This is a genomic window from Thermopirellula anaerolimosa (assembly GCF_054657335.1).
In genome coordinates, this window is sequence record NZ_BAAHYX010000004.1 from 153,543 (window position 1) to 170,388 (window position 16,846).

Annotated in this window: 10 protein-coding genes and 1 pseudogene; 5 read left to right on the forward strand and 6 right to left on the reverse strand. The window is 60.7% G+C overall.

The genetic code is table 11. From position 1 onward, the window contains the following. Positions 1 to 55: 55 nt before the first annotated feature. Entirely contained in the window at positions 56 to 1,246 is a 1,191-nt protein-coding gene (locus ACYQ6J_RS01275; protein WP_460182378.1) for a gluzincin family metallopeptidase, read from the reverse strand. Between the two features lie 335 nt (positions 1,247 to 1,581). Between ACYQ6J_RS01275 and ACYQ6J_RS01280 the strand changes: the two genes are divergently transcribed. After that, complete coding sequence (locus ACYQ6J_RS01280) at positions 1,582 to 3,150, forward strand: twin-arginine translocation signal domain-containing protein (protein WP_460182379.1); 1,569 nt, start codon at positions 1,582 to 1,584, stop codon at positions 3,148 to 3,150. A gap of 219 nt (positions 3,151 to 3,369) precedes the next feature. Further along, positions 3,370 to 4,371 (forward strand): annotated as a pseudogene (locus ACYQ6J_RS01285) (AAA family ATPase); the annotation flags it as partial. A gap of 394 nt (positions 4,372 to 4,765) precedes the next feature. Here the strand turns inward: ACYQ6J_RS01285 and ACYQ6J_RS01290 are convergent. Continuing rightward, positions 4,766 to 5,416 carry an OmpH/Skp family outer membrane protein gene (locus tag ACYQ6J_RS01290; RefSeq protein WP_460182380.1) on the reverse strand — a complete coding sequence of 217 codons (651 nt, stop codon included), beginning with the start codon at positions 5,414 to 5,416 and terminating at the stop codon, positions 4,766 to 4,768. A gap of 401 nt (positions 5,417 to 5,817) precedes the next feature. Here ACYQ6J_RS01290 and ACYQ6J_RS01295 point away from each other — a divergent pair, with 401 nt between their 5' ends. The 3 genes from ACYQ6J_RS01295 to ACYQ6J_RS01305 all read left to right on the forward strand — a co-directional run bounded on the left by ACYQ6J_RS01295 (position 5,818) and on the right by ACYQ6J_RS01305 (position 11,534). Next, positions 5,818 to 7,218: a sulfatase family protein gene (locus ACYQ6J_RS01295; protein WP_460182381.1), complete on the forward strand. Its 1,401-nt coding sequence runs from the start codon at positions 5,818 to 5,820 to the stop codon at positions 7,216 to 7,218. A gap of 99 nt (positions 7,219 to 7,317) precedes the next feature. Then, positions 7,318 to 10,275, forward strand: coding sequence for an HzsA-related protein (locus tag ACYQ6J_RS01300; RefSeq protein WP_460182382.1), 2,958 nt, complete (start codon positions 7,318 to 7,320; stop codon positions 10,273 to 10,275). Next, positions 10,272 to 11,534 carry a competence/damage-inducible protein A gene (locus ACYQ6J_RS01305; RefSeq protein ID WP_460182383.1) on the forward strand — a complete coding sequence of 421 codons (1,263 nt, stop codon included), beginning with the start codon at positions 10,272 to 10,274 and terminating at the stop codon, positions 11,532 to 11,534. Before ACYQ6J_RS01300 ends, ACYQ6J_RS01305 begins: the two co-directional genes overlap by 4 nt. Before the next feature lie 67 nt (positions 11,535 to 11,601). Here ACYQ6J_RS01305 and ACYQ6J_RS01310 read toward each other — a convergent pair whose 3' ends face one another. From ACYQ6J_RS01310 to ACYQ6J_RS01325, 4 genes are all read right to left on the reverse strand, one after another. Next, positions 11,602 to 12,513 (reverse strand): sugar phosphate isomerase/epimerase family protein, encoded by a 912-nt coding sequence (locus ACYQ6J_RS01310; protein WP_460182384.1) that lies wholly within the window; start codon positions 12,511 to 12,513, stop codon positions 11,602 to 11,604. 119 nt (positions 12,514 to 12,632) lie between these two features. Beyond that, entirely contained in the window at positions 12,633 to 13,835 is a 1,203-nt protein-coding gene (locus ACYQ6J_RS01315) for a class I SAM-dependent rRNA methyltransferase (RefSeq protein ID WP_460182385.1), read from the reverse strand. A 171-nt stretch (positions 13,836 to 14,006) separates the two neighbouring features. Next, complete coding sequence (locus ACYQ6J_RS01320) at positions 14,007 to 15,344, reverse strand: HD domain-containing protein (protein ID WP_460182386.1); 1,338 nt, start codon at positions 15,342 to 15,344, stop codon at positions 14,007 to 14,009. A gap of 63 nt (positions 15,345 to 15,407) precedes the next feature. Next, a complete protein-coding gene (locus tag ACYQ6J_RS01325; protein ID WP_460182387.1) occupies positions 15,408 to 16,112 on the reverse strand; it encodes a zinc ribbon domain-containing protein in 705 nt (234 codons plus the stop codon). Positions 16,113 to 16,846: the final 734 nt, after the last annotated feature.

Consider the following 16,846-nt stretch of genomic DNA (forward strand, 5'->3'; position numbering starts at 1 on the left):
ATTTCCGAGACGCTCACAAGGTACAGTGGGGACCGATGCAGCCACGTCCACCGGGTCACCGCAACATGGTCGGACGACTCCATTCCAAGATGATTTGCTGCGGGCGTTCCACCGGTTGAGGATACCCCAAACGATTGACCTGGGGATCGGTCGGAGTCGCGGCGGCAACCCCCATCGATTGAGCGTCCCGCTGTTCTCGACTCTCTCCCGCAAACGGTCCCACGCCATCTTCTTTACTCGCAGGCCGCCACCCACCGAAATCAACATCCGCCGCCGGAGTGCCCGGCCTCGGTAACCAGTCGCCCACGGTCGGTGATCCCTCAGAATCCGTTGGCACGGCCGGATGCCCTTTTGCGGATGCCGTCAGGTAGATCGAAGAATTATCGCCGACGGTGCTCTGCGGCCCCGGCGCCGCTTCTCCGGCGACCATATTCTGCGGATTGTCCGTTGGGGCTGTTTGGGTTCCTTGCTGCGTCCCGGCAAGCCCGACCGGCAATGTTCGCGGCCGACGGTCCGGGTAGCCCTGTCCGACCCAAGCGACCCATTGAGTCTGAAGGTCGCCTAGCTCTTCATACCCATAGTACTTGCGCACGGTCGCGTGCCAATCCCCACCGGCCAATCCGTCTTCCAAGAACTGCACGAACCGCCGATGGCCGCCCTCTTGGATGAGATAGTCGGCTAGAGCAAACCCCTGGGCGTACAGCGGCATGATGTCGCGCGGGTATTCCTCCATGGCGAACATGCGATTGAAGGGAATCCCGCGTCGACCTCGTAAAAAGTGGATCAGCATGCGGCGATGCTTCTCGCGCTCCGATGCGTGTTCCACGCTCGTGGCGGCGCCTTCGTCGGCCCACCGCGGAAGAGGACGCCGGAAATGACTCGCCAAGATCATGTGGGTGATTTCGTGCGGCAACACGGAGTCCAAAAGCCGCTCCCGGGAGCCTTGAATGGCCATTTCCCAACCGTAGACTTCGCCGCGATCGAAAATGAAGGTAGTTTGACCGCCTGCTCCCAGTCCCGGGCCGTCTTGTACCGTTACCGGACAAGGACGCGACCAATTGGGCAGTTCCTCGCCCAGCCAGAGCACGGCCAATTGTTTGCGGTACGCTTCCGCGGCCTGGCCCATCTGCTGCGCGAACTGAGGGTCCGGATTGTGGATGACAAAATTGGCGGATCGATACTCGGCCCCACAACAAAAGAAGGTCGCCGCCACCAAGAACGCAGCGCGAAGGGTACGAGCTTCCATGCTCTCTCCATCCTCCGTGATAAAGTCGCGCAGTCGTCGGTGCCCGCTGTGATGATTCCCGCCCACCTTGGCGGGAGACACCGTCGAGCGTTCCGCCCCTCGTCGCGACAATCTATCACCTAGGAGTCAAACTGCAAACCCCGATTTGGCCGCCCAGACAGCCTAAAAAGATCAAAATCAAACCTTGACACCGCCGTCCGTATCTCGACAATGACGTCAGGCAAGCCGCGGACGGTCGCCGCCGGTTCATTCAGAATTCGGACGCGCACACCGTCCGCGCCGCGGATCATCATCGAACCGGGAGAGTACAGGAACGAAGGGAAAAGGGGGATACCATGCGATTGCCCGTCGAATCGGCATGTCACTGTTGCGTCAATCGTCGGCGTTTTTTGGGAGGTTGTGCCGCCTGCGGAGCGGCAGCCTTGATTCCGACCGGGTCACCGTCTCGTGTGCGGGCCGAGCAACCCGCCCGCGAACCTAAACCGCGAGTCCGATTGGTTTTCGCCTGCTGGGCCCTGGTGCAAGACCGTCCCACTTGGCCGCACATCGGCCACGACATGCGACCGGAAATCGAGCGGGTCACGAATGCTCTTCAAAACGGATGTCCCGAAATCGATTTCCTGCCCGTCGCTGCCCACGGACCGCAGGATGTCGATCGCCTCCTGGCCTCCGATGAACAGGATGGCATCGACGGCTACATCGTATATCAAATGAACAATTGGGTTCAGGTCTTCCCGAAAATCGTCGCGTCCGGAAAGCCGACCATCGTGGCCGACTTTCTCTTTGCGGGAAGCGGCGGCTTTCTGCGATACTCGGCCGGACTCCGTCGAGAGCACCGCAACTTCTCGGTCGTAAGTTCCTCCCGCATCGAAGATTTGGTAGAGGCCGCCCGCTGCTTCGCCTCGATCAAGACGTCGGGGACGGACGCCTTCGTGGCGGCATGCGATCGCTTGCGTCAAGAGCGCACCGCTCCGCCTAAGCCGGCGGACTGCGTCGAGGACCGCGTCTCCGCCATCTCGCCCGGCCAGTGCCTCGAATCGCTGAAGCAGGCCAAAATTCTTTCCGTGGGCGGCGGCAGCCGATCCATTGCCGAAGCATTGCACGAGAATTTCGGCATCACCGTGGAATTCACCCCCTTCGAAGAGTTGGCGGCGATGTGCGACGCCGTGGAAGAGGCGGATGCGGAACGCGTCGCGGAAACTTGGCGAAAGGGCGCGCAGCAGGTTTCCATCGAAGAACCGGACCAGACGCTCTTAGAATCCGCGCGTAATTACCTGGGCCAGAAGAAACTCTTGGAATCTAAGGGCGCCGAAGCCATCACCATCAACTGCTTGGGCGGCTTTTACAGCGGAAAGCTGCAAGCCTACCCGTGCCTGGGGTTCGTGGAGTTGCTCAACGGCGGGCACATCGGGGCATGCGAGGCCGATCTGCTTTCGACGGGCACCATGGTGGCGATTCGACATCTTGCCGGTCGGCCCGGATATATTTCCGATCCCGTTCTGGATACGTCCCAGCGGCGGATCATTTACGCCCATTGCGTGGCCATGACCAAACCGTTGGGCCCCGACGGTCCCGCCAACGCCTACGAAATCCTCAGCCATTCGGAAGATCGTCGCGGCGCCTCGGTCCGGTCGTTTCTGCCCCTAGGTTATCGCGTCAGCACGATGGAAATTCACCCCGTGCGCAAGGAGATTCTATTCCACCAGGGTCGGGCGGAGGAAAACGTAATCCAGGATCGCGCGTGCCGCACTAAGCTGGCCTGCCATGTGGAGGGGGATTTCGAAAAACTATTTCTTTACTGGGACACCTACGGTTGGCACCGAGTGAGTTTCTACGGCGACCTCCGCGAACCGACTCGGGAACTGGCCGCCGCGGTGGGATTCCAATTCGTCGAAGAAGCGTAGCCCGACCTTGAGGGAAACCGTTCCCGCTCCACTCCGGCGAGGGCGAATGGATAAGTCCCGGTTTGTCCGCGGACGCCGGACAAAGTATCCTCTTAATTAGGGATTGAAAGCACGATCGACGCCCTCGTTGCGCCGTCGCGTCGAGGGCGTGGCGGTGTTGCTGTGTCCCTCTTTTCGAGAACAGGGGAACGCCGGAACTTGAACGCGGAGGAGAGGATGATGTCCCAGCCGACTGCTGCGCCTGCCGCGCAGATGTCTCCCGAAGAAGCCGTCCGCCGTATCGGTCAAGCGAAGGAACTGCTGCACAAGGAGGTGCACAAGGTCATCATCGGTCAAGACGAAATGATCGAGCAAATGATGATCTGCATCTTCGCGCGCGGCCACTGCTTGACAATCGGCGTGCCGGGATTGGCGAAGACCCTGACGGTGTCCACGCTGGCCAAGGCCCTTCACCTCAAATTCAGCCGCATCCAATTCACCCCTGACTTGATGCCCAGCGACATCACGGGAACCGAAATCATCGACGTGGACCCGGCTACCGGAAAGCGGACGTTCCGATTCGTGCAAGGCCCGGTCTTCGCCAACATCGTCTTGGCGGACGAGATCAACCGAACGCCGCCGAAGACTCAGGCGGCCCTCCTCCAGGCCATGCAGGAATATGAAGTGACGTCGGCAGGGAAAACCTATCCGTTGGAACTGCCCTTCTTCGTGATGGCGACGCAGAACCCGATCGAGCAAGAGGGGACTTATCCCCTCCCCGAGGCCCAATTGGACCGCTTCATGCTCTCGATCAATATCGGTTATCCCACGCGAAACGAAGAGCGTGAGATCGTGATGGCCACGACCCAAACCGTGCGTCACGAGATTCAGCCGGTCCTGACCGGTCGGGACATTCTGTGGATTCAGCAGTTGGTGCGGCAGGTGCCGGCCTCGCAACACATGATTGACTACGCCGTGGATTTGGTCCGCGCCACTCGTCCCAAAGAGCCTCCCAGCCCCGATTTCGTAAAAAACTGGCTGGCTTGGGGCGCCGGTCCCCGTGCCGCACAAAACCTGATCCTGACCGCGAAGGCTCGAGCGCTGCTCCATGGACGGTACGCGGTAACGGCGGACGACATCCGGGCCACGGCCTTTCCCGTCCTTCGGCATCGAATCTTCACCAATTTCAATGCCGACGCCGAGGGAGTGGACGTTGATCAGGTCATCGAGCGGCTTTTGGAAACCATTCCCGAACCGACGTACGGAGAACCCGTCTCCGCGAAGCCGCGTGCCGCCAAGAGAGCGTCCGTATCCCGAGGCCCGACCGTTCCGCCGGCACCGGAACCGATCCCTGAGCCGGTGCCGCGAGATGCCCCCGTCGTATCTCCCGACGCCGACGTTTCGAGTGTGGTGCAACCGATGCCGCCCCCCGCGGCCCGGCCCATCGTCCAACCTACCCCGCCCCCGGCGGCCAAACCGCAACCGCGGTCCGGTTGAATCCGTTCGGAATCCCGCCGCTCGCTTTGGGGCTTTGATATGCGTCGGGCCTCCCATCCGCCGTTTTCCATCGCGGCGGCACAGGCGAATTGGGTGAGACGACCGCGTCGAATGGGCGGCCGACGGCGGCTTTCAGCCTTTACGGGCGGGAATCATTCTCAATCAGCATACTCCGGATAGCCGGAGTAATATCCAATCCGCCTTGCGCCCAAACCACGTCGCGATTGACGTAGGCCAAGACCTCCTGCGGATTTGCTGCGTTGGCCGGTTGCCCCGTACTCCGGAGAACGATCGCAATCTTGTGTTCCGCACAGTACTTGCCCACGGCCGCGTTCAGGCGAGCATAAGCTTCCATCAGGGCCTTCCCCTCGCGGGCCAGCAATTCACGTTGCTGCAATTGAATCTCGGCCTGGAACTGCTCCAACTCCCGCCCCAACTTCTCCATTTCTTCGCGAAGGGCCGGATCTTCGGCGGTTTTGCCTTGCAACTCTTGCCGCCGCTGCATCAGTTCCTGCTGCCGTTTTTGAAACTGAGCCTGCGCACGTTGGAAATCGGATTGAATGGCGGCCCGCGTTTCGCGTAACTCGGGCATCTCATTCATCACCGCCGTGACATCCAAGATTGCCACCAGGCTCGGGGAGGCCGGGACTGATTCCGCCGCCGTCTGAGAAACTCGGGCGTCGTCCGGACCGTCGCTCGTGGTCCCAAATCCGCGGATCGCCAATCCTACCACCAGAAGGCACGTCGCCAAGCCCCCGATCCCGATCCCCCTTTTTCCGAAACCGTCCATATGGTGCGTCTCCTACTTACGGCAAATCACAGTCTCAATAACCGGCGTGGCTGGTGCTCAACGGCCAAACATCCGAGTTTACCCGCCGACAACGCTCTCATTGTGTATCCGGCGGAAACACGGAGCAAGCTGCGTCGCGCTTTATCATTTGCAACGACATCTTCCATTCCATAAAGCACGTTGGAAGCCATACCCTCTTGGCGTCTTCCTATCCGGTAAACGCCTCGGCGATATCCCGCCGTTCGCGTTCGAGCATCTCGCTTTCGATTGCGATGTCACAATTCCCGCAGTATCATCACACCTGTCGGAGGCACGATGTCGAATGCGCGATTCGACCGATTCGTGCCGAAGGTTCTGTGAAGCCAACCGTGAGCGACAAACGCGGACAAGAGAGATCGGCCATGAAGCGATTGATTTGCTTGTCCGTGCCATGCATGCTGGTGGGCTTGATGATCGGCCATTCGGCATCCCTTCAAGCCGGCACTCGAACGGACTCTGCGACCGCGTTGCCGAACTTCCTTATCATCATCGCCGATGATATGGCTTGCGAAGACTGCGGCGCCTACGGTCACCCGCATATCCGCACCCCGAACATCGATCGCTTGGCAAAGGAGGGCATCCGCTTCGATCAAGCATTTCTCACTTGCAGTTCATGCAGTCCCAGTCGAGCCAGCATCATGACGGGCCGATATCCGCACGCCACAGGGGCGCCGGAGTTGCATCAACCGTTGCCGGCCTCGCAGGTCCTGCTGACCACGCCCCTGCGGCAAGCCGGTTACTACACCATGGCTGCGGGCAAATGGCATTTGGGCAACGCCGTCAAGCCGCAGTTCGACGTGGTTCGAGAGGGCGGCGGCGACGGGGCCTACGGCTTTTGGCTGCCTGTTCTGCGGGACCGCGACAGGAGTCGTCCATTCTTCGCCTGGTTGGCCACCACGGACCCTCACCGCGATTATGCGACGGGAACGCTGGATCCTTCGCACCGTGAGAGCGACGGCGTCGTGCCGCCCTATCTACCCGATGTCCCGGATACAAGACGCGACCTAGCGATGTATTACGACGAAATCGGGCGACTCGATCAATGGGTGGGTAAAGTTCGCGAGGAATTAGAGGCTCAAGGAGTCTGGGACAACACGGTGGTCATCTTCCTATCGGACAACGGGCGTCCCTTCCCTCGATGCAAAACCACCGTTTTCGATAGCGGGGTGCGAACGCCGCTGATCATCCGCCTGCCGCGGAATCTTCACGCGGGCGCCGTGTGCAAGGCGTTGGTCAGTTCCATCGATTTGGCACCCACCCTTACGGCAATGGCGGGCGTCGACCCGCTACCCACCTTTCAAGGCGTCAGTATGTTGCCGCTCCTGGATAATCCGCAAGCCAAGATTCGCGACTACGTCTTCTCGGAACACAATTGGCACGATTACCGCGCCTTTGAGCGGTCGGTGAGAACCGAGCGGTATCTTCTTATCCGAAATTGGGTCACGGACGTACCGCGGACGCCCCCCGCCGATGCCGTGCGCAGCCCCACCTTTCAGGCCATGCGCCGACTCCGAGACGCCGGACAACTGACGCCCGAACAGATGCAATGCTTCGTCCTTCCGACTTCCGAGATCGAGTTGTATGATACTCAAGTGGATTTTCACAATTTGCACAACCTCGCCGACAAACCGGAAATGCGCGAGATAGGCGATAAATTGCAAACCGTGCTGAGCGAGTGGATGCAACGGACGAACGACGCCGTGCCCCCGCAATTGACTCCGGATCGATTCGATCGCGAGACGGGGCTGCCGATCTCCAAGTAGTTTTTCGAGCGCTCGGTAGCCGCACGGAATCGCCCAGCCGGACCTAACCGATTGAGCCGCGGCGACCGGCATTGAAACGGACTTACCGGGAGGGGAATCATGAGAATCGTGACGGTTTCGGGTGCATTCCGCATCGGTCGCGGTCCGTCCGCGCGTAAATCTCCGGGGCAAGTGCGCTTTTGTACGCTTTTCGTGGGAATGGCAATTACGCTCCTCGCCTCGACGAGCGCGGCTTCCGAATCCGCGACCGCCGACGTTCCCGCTTGGGAAGAGAAAACCATCAGCGAAGAAATGCTGACTCGCGATTGGCTACGGCAGGCGGAACTGCGAAGCGGCACGGACACACGCATTTTGCCCGTGAAACCGGAGGATGACGCCCGCGGCGCATGCGACGGCGTCAAGGACGGCAAGTGGGGCTTTCACACGCAGAGGGAGGTTCAGCCTTGGTGGCAGGTGGATCTGGGCCGGATCGAACAGATTGGTCACTTGCTGATCTTCAACCGCTGCGATGGGGGAACCGCGTCGCGCGCCGCCAAGTTGTGCGTGCTGATCTCGGATGACGGCACTGCCTGGCGGGAAGTCTATCGGCACGACGGATCGCCGTTCCAGGGCGCGCCTGACGGCAAGCCTCTTCGTGTCGCAATGAACGGCCTTGCCGGCCGGTTCGTAAGGCTCCAACTCGCCGATACGCAATACTTTCACCTGGACGAGGTGGAAATCTACGGTCCCGGCGAGGCTTCGGCCGTCAACCTTGCTTTGGGAAAGCCCGCCCTTCAAAGCAGCGTCAGCCCGTGGTCCGTGCAACATCCAATGCCGGGAACCGCTGAATCCGAGCCTGATTATCCGGTGGATTTGTGGGTGGAACGCGGAGAAAAACTCGCCGGGGCGCTGTTGGAAATGAATTTGTCGCCCGAGGCGGAAAAGCGAGTTCGCCGCGAACTCCGAACGATCCAGGAAGCCAAACGCAGCGTCGCGGTGGATCCGGCCATGCCGCGGGAAGCCCAGCGCGAGCTTTTCTTTTGCGTGTGCGCCGCAATACGCCGGATGAGCCGCGCCAACCCATTGCTGGACTTCGACCGTCTGGTTTTCGTGAAGCGTGCGCCGCCCGCGTTCCACCACATGTCCGACCAATTTTACGGATGGTGGTGCCGTCCCAACGGCGGACTATACGTCATGGATCAATGGAAGACCGACCATCCCCGCTTGCGGTGTCTCACGGCCTCATTGCCCTCCGGTTCGGCAATACGCCCCGATGTCTCCTACGACGGCACGAAGATCCTCTTCTCTTACTCACGGTACTACCCCGGCTTGCATGAGGAACCGAACAAACTGGACAAGGGCAACGTCCCCGAGGATGCCTTCTTCCATGTTTACGAAGTGAACGCCGACGGCACGGGATTGCGCCAATTGACCGCGGGCAAGTATGACGACATGGACGCCCGTTACCTCCCGGACGGCCGGATCGTTTTTCTCTCCACACGCCGGGGCGTCAGTACTCAAGTGTTACCGACGGTCCAGTCGACGGGCAGCGTGAACGGTCCGGACTGCTACGTGCGCTGCGGCGGCGGTCCTGAGAGGCCGGTCGCGATCTACACGTTGCACGTGATGGACGCCGACGGGAGCAACATCCACCCGATCTCGGCATTCGAGAGTTTCGAGTGGCACCCTTGCGTCGATTGGAGCGGTCGCGTTCTTTACGCCCGCTGGGATTACGTGGATCGCCATAATCAGCCCTACATGGGGTTATGGGCGACGTTTCCCGACGGCACCGGCGTTCAAGCGGTATACGGCAATTTCACGCGAAACCCGCTCTCCATCTTCGAAGCCCGGCCCATCCCCGGTTCGCATAAGCTGGTCTTTACGGCCTCGGCCCACCACTCCATCACCGGGGGCAGCCTTTGCCTCTTGGATACCCGAAAGGGATTGGACGATGAACCGCCTCTGACTCGACTGACCCCGGAAGTATGCTTCCCCGAGAGTGAGGGCTGGCCGAAGCACTACTTCGCCAATCCCTATCCTTTGTCGGAGGAGCACTTCCTGGTATCGTGGTCGGACGGTCCATTGGCGGACCACGGCCAAAAGATGGAGGATGCCGGCGCGGGCATCTATCTGTTCGACGCCTTCGGCAACCTGAACCTTATCTACCGCGACGAAACCATCGGCTGCGAGTGCCCCGTCCCGCTGCGACCCCGCCGCCGAGAAATCTCCAGTATGGGGTTGGTGGATTCCGCTCCGACCGAGCGCGAGGGATCGCTGCTGGTGGCGGACATTTACGAGGGGATGCCCGGCATTCCCCGCGGGGCCGTTCGCGAACTTCGCGTGGTGGGAATCCCCGTCAAGACGCACCCAACCATGAACTATCCCAACCTGGGCTTGACGCGCGAAGATCCCGGGAAATTCGTGATCGGAAGCGCCCCCGTGGAAAGCGACGGATCGGCCTATTTCCGCGTGCCGGCGGGCGTCTCCTTGTTTCTCCAGGCCGTCGATGAACATGGCATGGCGCTGCGAACCATGCGGACGGCCATTTACGTTCAGCCCGGACAAACGGCTTCCTGCGTGGGTTGCCACGAACCCCGGACGCAAGCGCCGCCTGCGCGACCGATTGCCGCCATGTATCGACAACCTTCGCGTCTACGGGTGGGGCCGCCGGGGTCTTGGCCCTTGGACTATGAAGTATTGGTCCAACCCGTCCTCAATCACCGCTGCGTGGAATGCCATCAAGCCGGCAAGTCGGGAGAGAAATGGGACCTTTCCGCGGGCCGTTCCTTTGATGTACTTACCCACTACGGTTCCCCGAGCCTGGCTCAAACAGTGGCGGCCGCATATCAACGCGGTCGTTCCTTACCCGGCGAAGGACATGCGCGCATGAATCCTTTGTGGGCCGTGCTGGACCAAGGCCACTTCGACGTACAATTGACCGGGGACGAGCGCGAACAACTCGCCTTGTGGATGGACCTCTACGGGCAACATCGCGGCAGTTTCGACGCCCGCCAGGAAGAGGAGTTGCGGGAATTGTTGCAGACATGGAATCCTCTTCTCGTCCAGGAGAAGCCATGATCGACCCACGGGAAGATCGAACCTGCGAAGTCATTTCAATCGGCGACGAGATCGTCAACGGTCGCCTTCTGGATACTAACAGCCAGTGGATCAGCCAACGCCTGGAAGACCTCGGTGCGCGCGTGCTCTACCACACATCCGTGGGCGACGACCTTCCCGCGATGACCGCCGTATTTCGCCAGGCGATCGAGCGGTCCGACTACGTCATCACGACGGGCGGTCTCGGCCCCACCGCCGATGATCTCACGCGACCGGCCCTGGCCGAGGCAGCGGGCGTGACGCTGGTCGAGTACCCCAAGGCCGTACAAGCGATCGAAGCCTTCTTTCGCCGCCGGAATCGAGAAATGCCGGAGCGGAATCGCGTTCAGGCGCTGTTTCCCGCAGGCAGCAAGATGATCGTCAATCCTCGCGGCACCGCTCCCGGGATCGATCTCGAGATTCCCCGCCCCGGTCGCACAGCCTGCCGATTCCTTTGCTTTCCCGGCGTCCCCGTCGAACTGTACGAAATGTGGCCCGACGTCGAATCGCGTCTTCGAGATAGCGGCATGGGAAAGGCTTACATTCTCCATCAGGATGTGAAATGCTTTGGGGCCGGCGAAAGCCAGGTCGAAGCGATGCTCCCCGACCTCATCCGTCGGGGACGCGATCCCTTGGTCGGAATCAACGCCTCGCAAAACACCATCATTCTGCGGATAACCACTCGCGGTGCCGATCGAGAGGCCTGCCAAGTCAAGGTCGATCCGGTCCTGCGGACCATTCGCGAATGCCTTGGGAATCTGATCTTCAGCGAAGACGGTCGCGATTTGCAAGATGTCGTCGCCGAAATGCTGGACCGGCGCGGTCTCAAGCTGGCAATTCTCGAATCGGATACCGGAGGCTTGGTGACCGACTGGATGACGCAGGCCCCGTTAGGACCTTCCGTCCTTTCCGCGTCGTTGGTCGTGCCGGCGACGCAACCTTGGCATGAGGAATTGGGCCCATTCGGCGACAAAGACGGCGAATCCCGAGCTGCGAGGGAGTTGATTCAGCGCCTTGGCATGATCGCGCCCGCGGACATCGTCCTCGCTTGCCCGCCCGCGGAGTCCGAAGACGGAGAGACCTGGAAGCTGAGCGTAGCCGTCTTCTCGCTGCACCCTTCCGGAATGAGCGTCCGCCGAATCCCCTTCAGTTCTCACCCGGTCTACCGCCGCATCACCATAGGCAAACACATGTTGAACACGCTGCGACTGTGGCTTTTGGAAACGGAAGCCCCGTCGTGAAGCGGCGAGCGTCCCGCCTCGGTCGCATTCCGCGGCGATCATCGACCATCCAAAACGCCGCAGAGCGTCACGGACCGATCGGATTCGTCGGTTCGCGCGACAGATCCCCCTGATAGCGTCGCCAGGCGCCCATGGAAGCGGCAAGGTGCTCCGCGGCGTCGCCCGGGATGCCGTAACATTGCAAGCCGATCGGCCCCGCGTACCCGATTTCGCGCAGCGCTCGTAGGAATCGCAACACGTCGAACGATCCCTCGCCCAAGGGTTGAATGTACTCGCTCCAATCCGGCTTGTCGGATTGCTCATCCGCGCCGTTGATGGATACCGCACGCAGCCAGGGTCGGCAAAGCCGCAGAACACGTTCAAAATCTCGGTCCGAACCGACTCGCAGCCAATGGCACAGATTGAACATGACGCCCAAGTTCGGTCGATCGACCTTCTCCGCCACACGCACGGCGTGTTCGACCGCTTGCACCCAATCACCGGTGTGCGGATAGAGGACCAACTCCACCTGATTCTCTGCGGCAAGATCCGCCAATTCCCACAAAATGGACACCGCTCGGGGATCGCCGGACGGATCGCCCGGCGGCAAACCGTGAAGTGTCAAAGCCACTTGAGTACCCCGCCCTTTAAGGAGCGAGAAGCACTCGATCAGACGAGGATCGTAGGCTTCGCCGCTCGGGCCGACGTTGATCCGGACGTAGATCTGAAACAATCTTAATCCGGCCTGATCCAGCGTGCGCAAACGCTCCCGGACCCCGTCCAAACCGATGTGTCCGGCACCGTCGTAGCCCAGTTCCTTGAGCATCCTCGCCTGCTGTTGCAAATCCCGCTTCTCGGCGTCATGGGTGTCCATGCACAGGGCGAAAAACGGCGGGGCGGAATCGCGTCGCGGTCCTTCGGTACCTGCCTTCCCCAGGCCCGTCAAAATCCCCATCCAACCTGCCACCGAAAGGCAAATCCAAACTCGAAGTCGCGCCATGAAATGATCTCCCCTTGTTTAGCAACCTCGCGGCGCGTGAATTTCCGCCCCGTCGTGGGTCGAACCTGCGACTCGCCTCGGCTCATGCTGCCGAGAACTCGATTCGAAAGTAGTTCCCGCTACCACACTCGGCAAATGAAGCACTTGAGATAATTCGTTTCCTTGCAGGTCACCAAAGTCGGATGGTCCGGCGCCGCGCTGCGCATTTCCAAGATTTGAAGTTCTCGTCGCGTTTGCTGGGCCACCCCGAACAACATGCTGAAAAAATCCTCCCGAGTCACATAACCGGAGCAACTGCATGTGACCAAAATACCGCCCGCCTCGAGCAGTTCAACCCCTAACCGGTTGAGCGAATGATAGGCGCGGAGGGCGTCGGGGACCGATGATTTACCGCCGGCAAACTTGGGGGGATCGAGGACGACCATGCCGAATCGCTCTCCCTCCTTTCGGAGTTTCCCCAGCGTCTGGAAGGCATCGCCCACCGCAAAGTGCACATTGGTCGCTCCGTTGTAACGTGCGTTGGCCTGCGCGAGCGTCACCGCCCGCTCACTGCCGTCAAACCCCAAGACCTCCGCGGCCTTGCCGACTTTGGCGCAGGCGAGGGCGAATCCGCCCGTGTAACAGAACATATCGAGGACGCGTCTTCCCTCGGCGTACCTCGCCGCCGCCAAGCGATTCTCGCGTTGATCCAGATAGAAACCGGTCTTCTGCCCCTCCATCAAATCGACGCCGAACTTGAGTCCGTGTTCTTCGATCACGATCGGCCCCGAGGGAGGATCGCCCGTCAACACGCCGTTCTGATAGGCCTCGCCCTGGGATTTCCGCAATTCCGGTTCCACGCGCACCAGCATGGCCGCCGGTCGCACGAAATCGCCGATCGCCGCGGACAGGATCGGTACGCGTTGAGCCATGCCGACCGACCCCACTTGGATCACCACGTAGTCGCGGTACCGATCGACGATCAGACCGCTCAGGCCGTCAGCCTCGCTGAAAACCAGTCGGCACGCCTCGGACGGTCGCATCAAGCCCAGCATTTCGCGAAGCATGACCGCCTGTCGAATCCGTTCCCGCCAAAAGGAGGCGTCCAATCGCTGCCGCAAATCCCACGCGTACAAGCGAACGCGGATGCCGCCGCGGCCTTCGTAGATGCCGCGTGCCATGACTCGGTCGCCTTTGCCCACCAGATCGACGACCTGCCCGTCGCCGGGATTGCCTTCGATCCGATCGATCGAGGTGGCTCGCACCCAGGGATGCCGCTCCAAGAAGGGCCGCGCCCGATCGCCGCGTACAAATACTCGGCCCGCCGTTGATTCCCAATCCATGCTTCGCCCTCTCTCCCTTCCGACCGTTGCTTCCGGTCGATTGATGCGGTCCCTCAACGCGACCGACGACAGTCGCCTAGCCGCCGTCGGAACTAATCGGCGATCGCGTCCGATGTGCGGCACGCCGTCCGAATCGGGGGCCGCGCGGAACCTCGCCGGCATGCCGGGCGGTCAAGAGTCGGCCCGATCCACCGCCGCGTGTACCAAATCGTCAAAATCGCGGAGATCTCGCAGTTCCTCGCTGATCCGCGGGGCGGCGAAAATCCTCACACGCTTGACATAGTCGTCGAATTGCTGCTGGGCCAAGGCCCGCACCACCGGCGACACTTGCCCGAGGGGCCGATAGCGCTGCTCCTTGGGGAAGAATACGTCCACCTGAAACTCGATTTCCTTGTGGACGGGCGGGGCATCGACCAGGACCTCGAAGGGCGCTACCACCTTCTTGATCTTCGCAGACAACAGTGCCGCCAACTCCTCTCCACAGGCCGCCAACCACGGATACGGTCGCCTCGCCAGGCGACGATACAAGTCTTCGTTCTCGATGGCGCTGAATTGCGCCACGCGCTTGAACAGGCATCGCTGCGTACCGAATACGCCTTCGAGCAAGACTCCCGCCGCCCCCTTGCCCGCGATGTCGCGAAGCGTCCGCACGAAATCCCATTCGCTTTGGCGGAATAAGACGTCGAGGTCGAGGCGTGAGTAAAGCTGATAGAACGCCCGCTGCAACATGGCCGTGGCCGATCGGACCGCGTGATGCCAATAGACTTCACTGAACATCACGTAGCGAGCGAACAGCATCAACTCGGCCGCCGTCTTGCCTTTTTCCGTAATGGCCAGACCGTCGCCCGCCTCATTCACGCACAAGCTTTTCACCAATCGCTGCTGATCGAAGTTCCGTCCGTAGGGTACACCCGCGTGCACGCTGTCCCGGTACAAATAATCCATCTTGTCGATGTCGATCGGCCCCGACAGGATGCCCGCCAGCAACCTCTCGCCCGGTTCTTGTGAGCTTCCGCCATGCAGCAAATGGACGACGTCCCTCGGGTTGATGTTCCACTCGTTGCGTAAGATGTCGCCGATTTCGCTTTCCAACAGGAAGCTACTGACGAACATCTCGTGGCGAGGCACCCCCGGCAATTGCAAGTCCTCGATGGCGTGGCAGAACGGCCAGTGCCCCAAATCGTGGAGCAGTGCCGCGACTATCAAAAGCTCGGCCTCTTCCGGTCGGACGATGCGTCGAAATCGCTCGTCGCTCTCCAGACGTTTGAGGAACAGAAGCGCGAGGCGATAGACGCCCAAAGAGTGCTCGAATCGCGTGTGGTTGGCGGCGGGATACACCAACGCAACCAGCCCCAACTGCGTGATCCTGGCCAGTCTGCGAAACTCCACCGTGTCGATCAGACGTTTGATCCGATCTGTCAAGGGCACGTCCAATTCCGGCGGAATTCGTACCAGTTGCCGCTGTTCGTCGCACGCCCGCAGTTCGGGTATGTCCAAAATGGCGTACATGAAGGGACCGTGACTCGTTCCGACAATAACTTTGGACCGTGAGGTACGCAGGGAATCGGTCCGTTACGCGAGAGGGATTTCCGTCGTGGGAATGTCCCACACCCAGCCGATATTGGCCGCCCAACGCAGCAACACCGTGACAAGCACGAAGAGCGCGAAATGCAGCAGTCCGTTGCCGTAGTCCAAATCCATCGTCAAATAGGCGACGAACCCGCCCAACACAAAAAGGGGGGAGGCGAATACCACCCAGGTCCAAATCTCGGGCGTGATCAAAACCCCTCTCATCCATTCGAATCCCGCCCAGATGGCCAAGTACCCTGCCGCGCACAGCGCGGCCCTCACGTACAACCGGCGGCCCTGGAGGGGGAAGAGGTCATCTTCGCTGTGGAGAAAGGCGTATCCGCCCGCCGCCAATGCCGGCGTCACAACGACTAGCCCGACGATCCGCATGATGGGGTTGTCAAAGGCGGACGCGCGCCCTAGCACGAAAGTCCCCACCGCAACCACCAGGATCGCCCCGATGACCGCGAATGCGGCTACCGCGTTGATCTGCACACTCGGCCGAGCAATAGGCTTGGTAGCCAATTTGCCGGACTGTGTGCGACCTCCGGAGGCAAACTGCTCCGGCTCGTGAATGACGACCTGTTCAGTGATCTTCGGTATCTGGATGAGTGTCTTGCATTTGGGACACGGCCCCGTCTTGCCCGCGAACTTGTCGCTGACATTGAATCGCGTCCTACACCCGGGACATACCACAAAGATCGCCATGACAATCCCCCAACTCTCTCGCCTCGCGCGGCACTATTGCGCTTTTTGGGAAATCGCAGTCCCTAAAGCTTACCGGATTGAGGGGGCTTTGGCGAAGACCTACCCACGCGATTCCGGGCGGGAGATGCTCGCGCGGCGCGCACCGCTGAACCTCATCCGGACGGAATCTCTGATTCGGCTGTCAGAAGACAAAGTCGCCGGCGACACGATTACCGACAAACCGCAACACCGATCGCTGCCCCCGTCGTTTGCCGCAATCCTTGCCGGGGGATCGGCAACCGGGACCAAACCGTCGCGTCGAATCGCGCGCAACGTCAATTTTAGCACGCACCCAATAGGGAACCGGAAGCGTTTTTTCGGGCCGAACTCGCCCTATTCAGTGAGCTACATTATGGAAGAACCGAATCGAAACACGTTTCCCGGCAGACATGCGCGGCGGAATCGAATCGCATGCCCGTGGGAAATTGCTTTGGCGTGCACCTTGCGGCGAGTAAACATGCAGCGATGAAGCCGTTTTCCTTCCTAGCTCGGCGTCCGGTCTTGGCGTTAGCTATTGCGCTAATCATCATCAGCGGGGGCGGCCTGGGCTGGTGGTTGGTCTTCGATACCGATAAGCAACTGCACTCCGAGATTTTAGGAACCCCTGAACAACGTTCGCCACTTCGGCGGCTCGAGTATCTCGGCCTTGTGTTCGGCTCCAAAGGGCGAATAAGCGGGGTTTATAAGGTCTATAT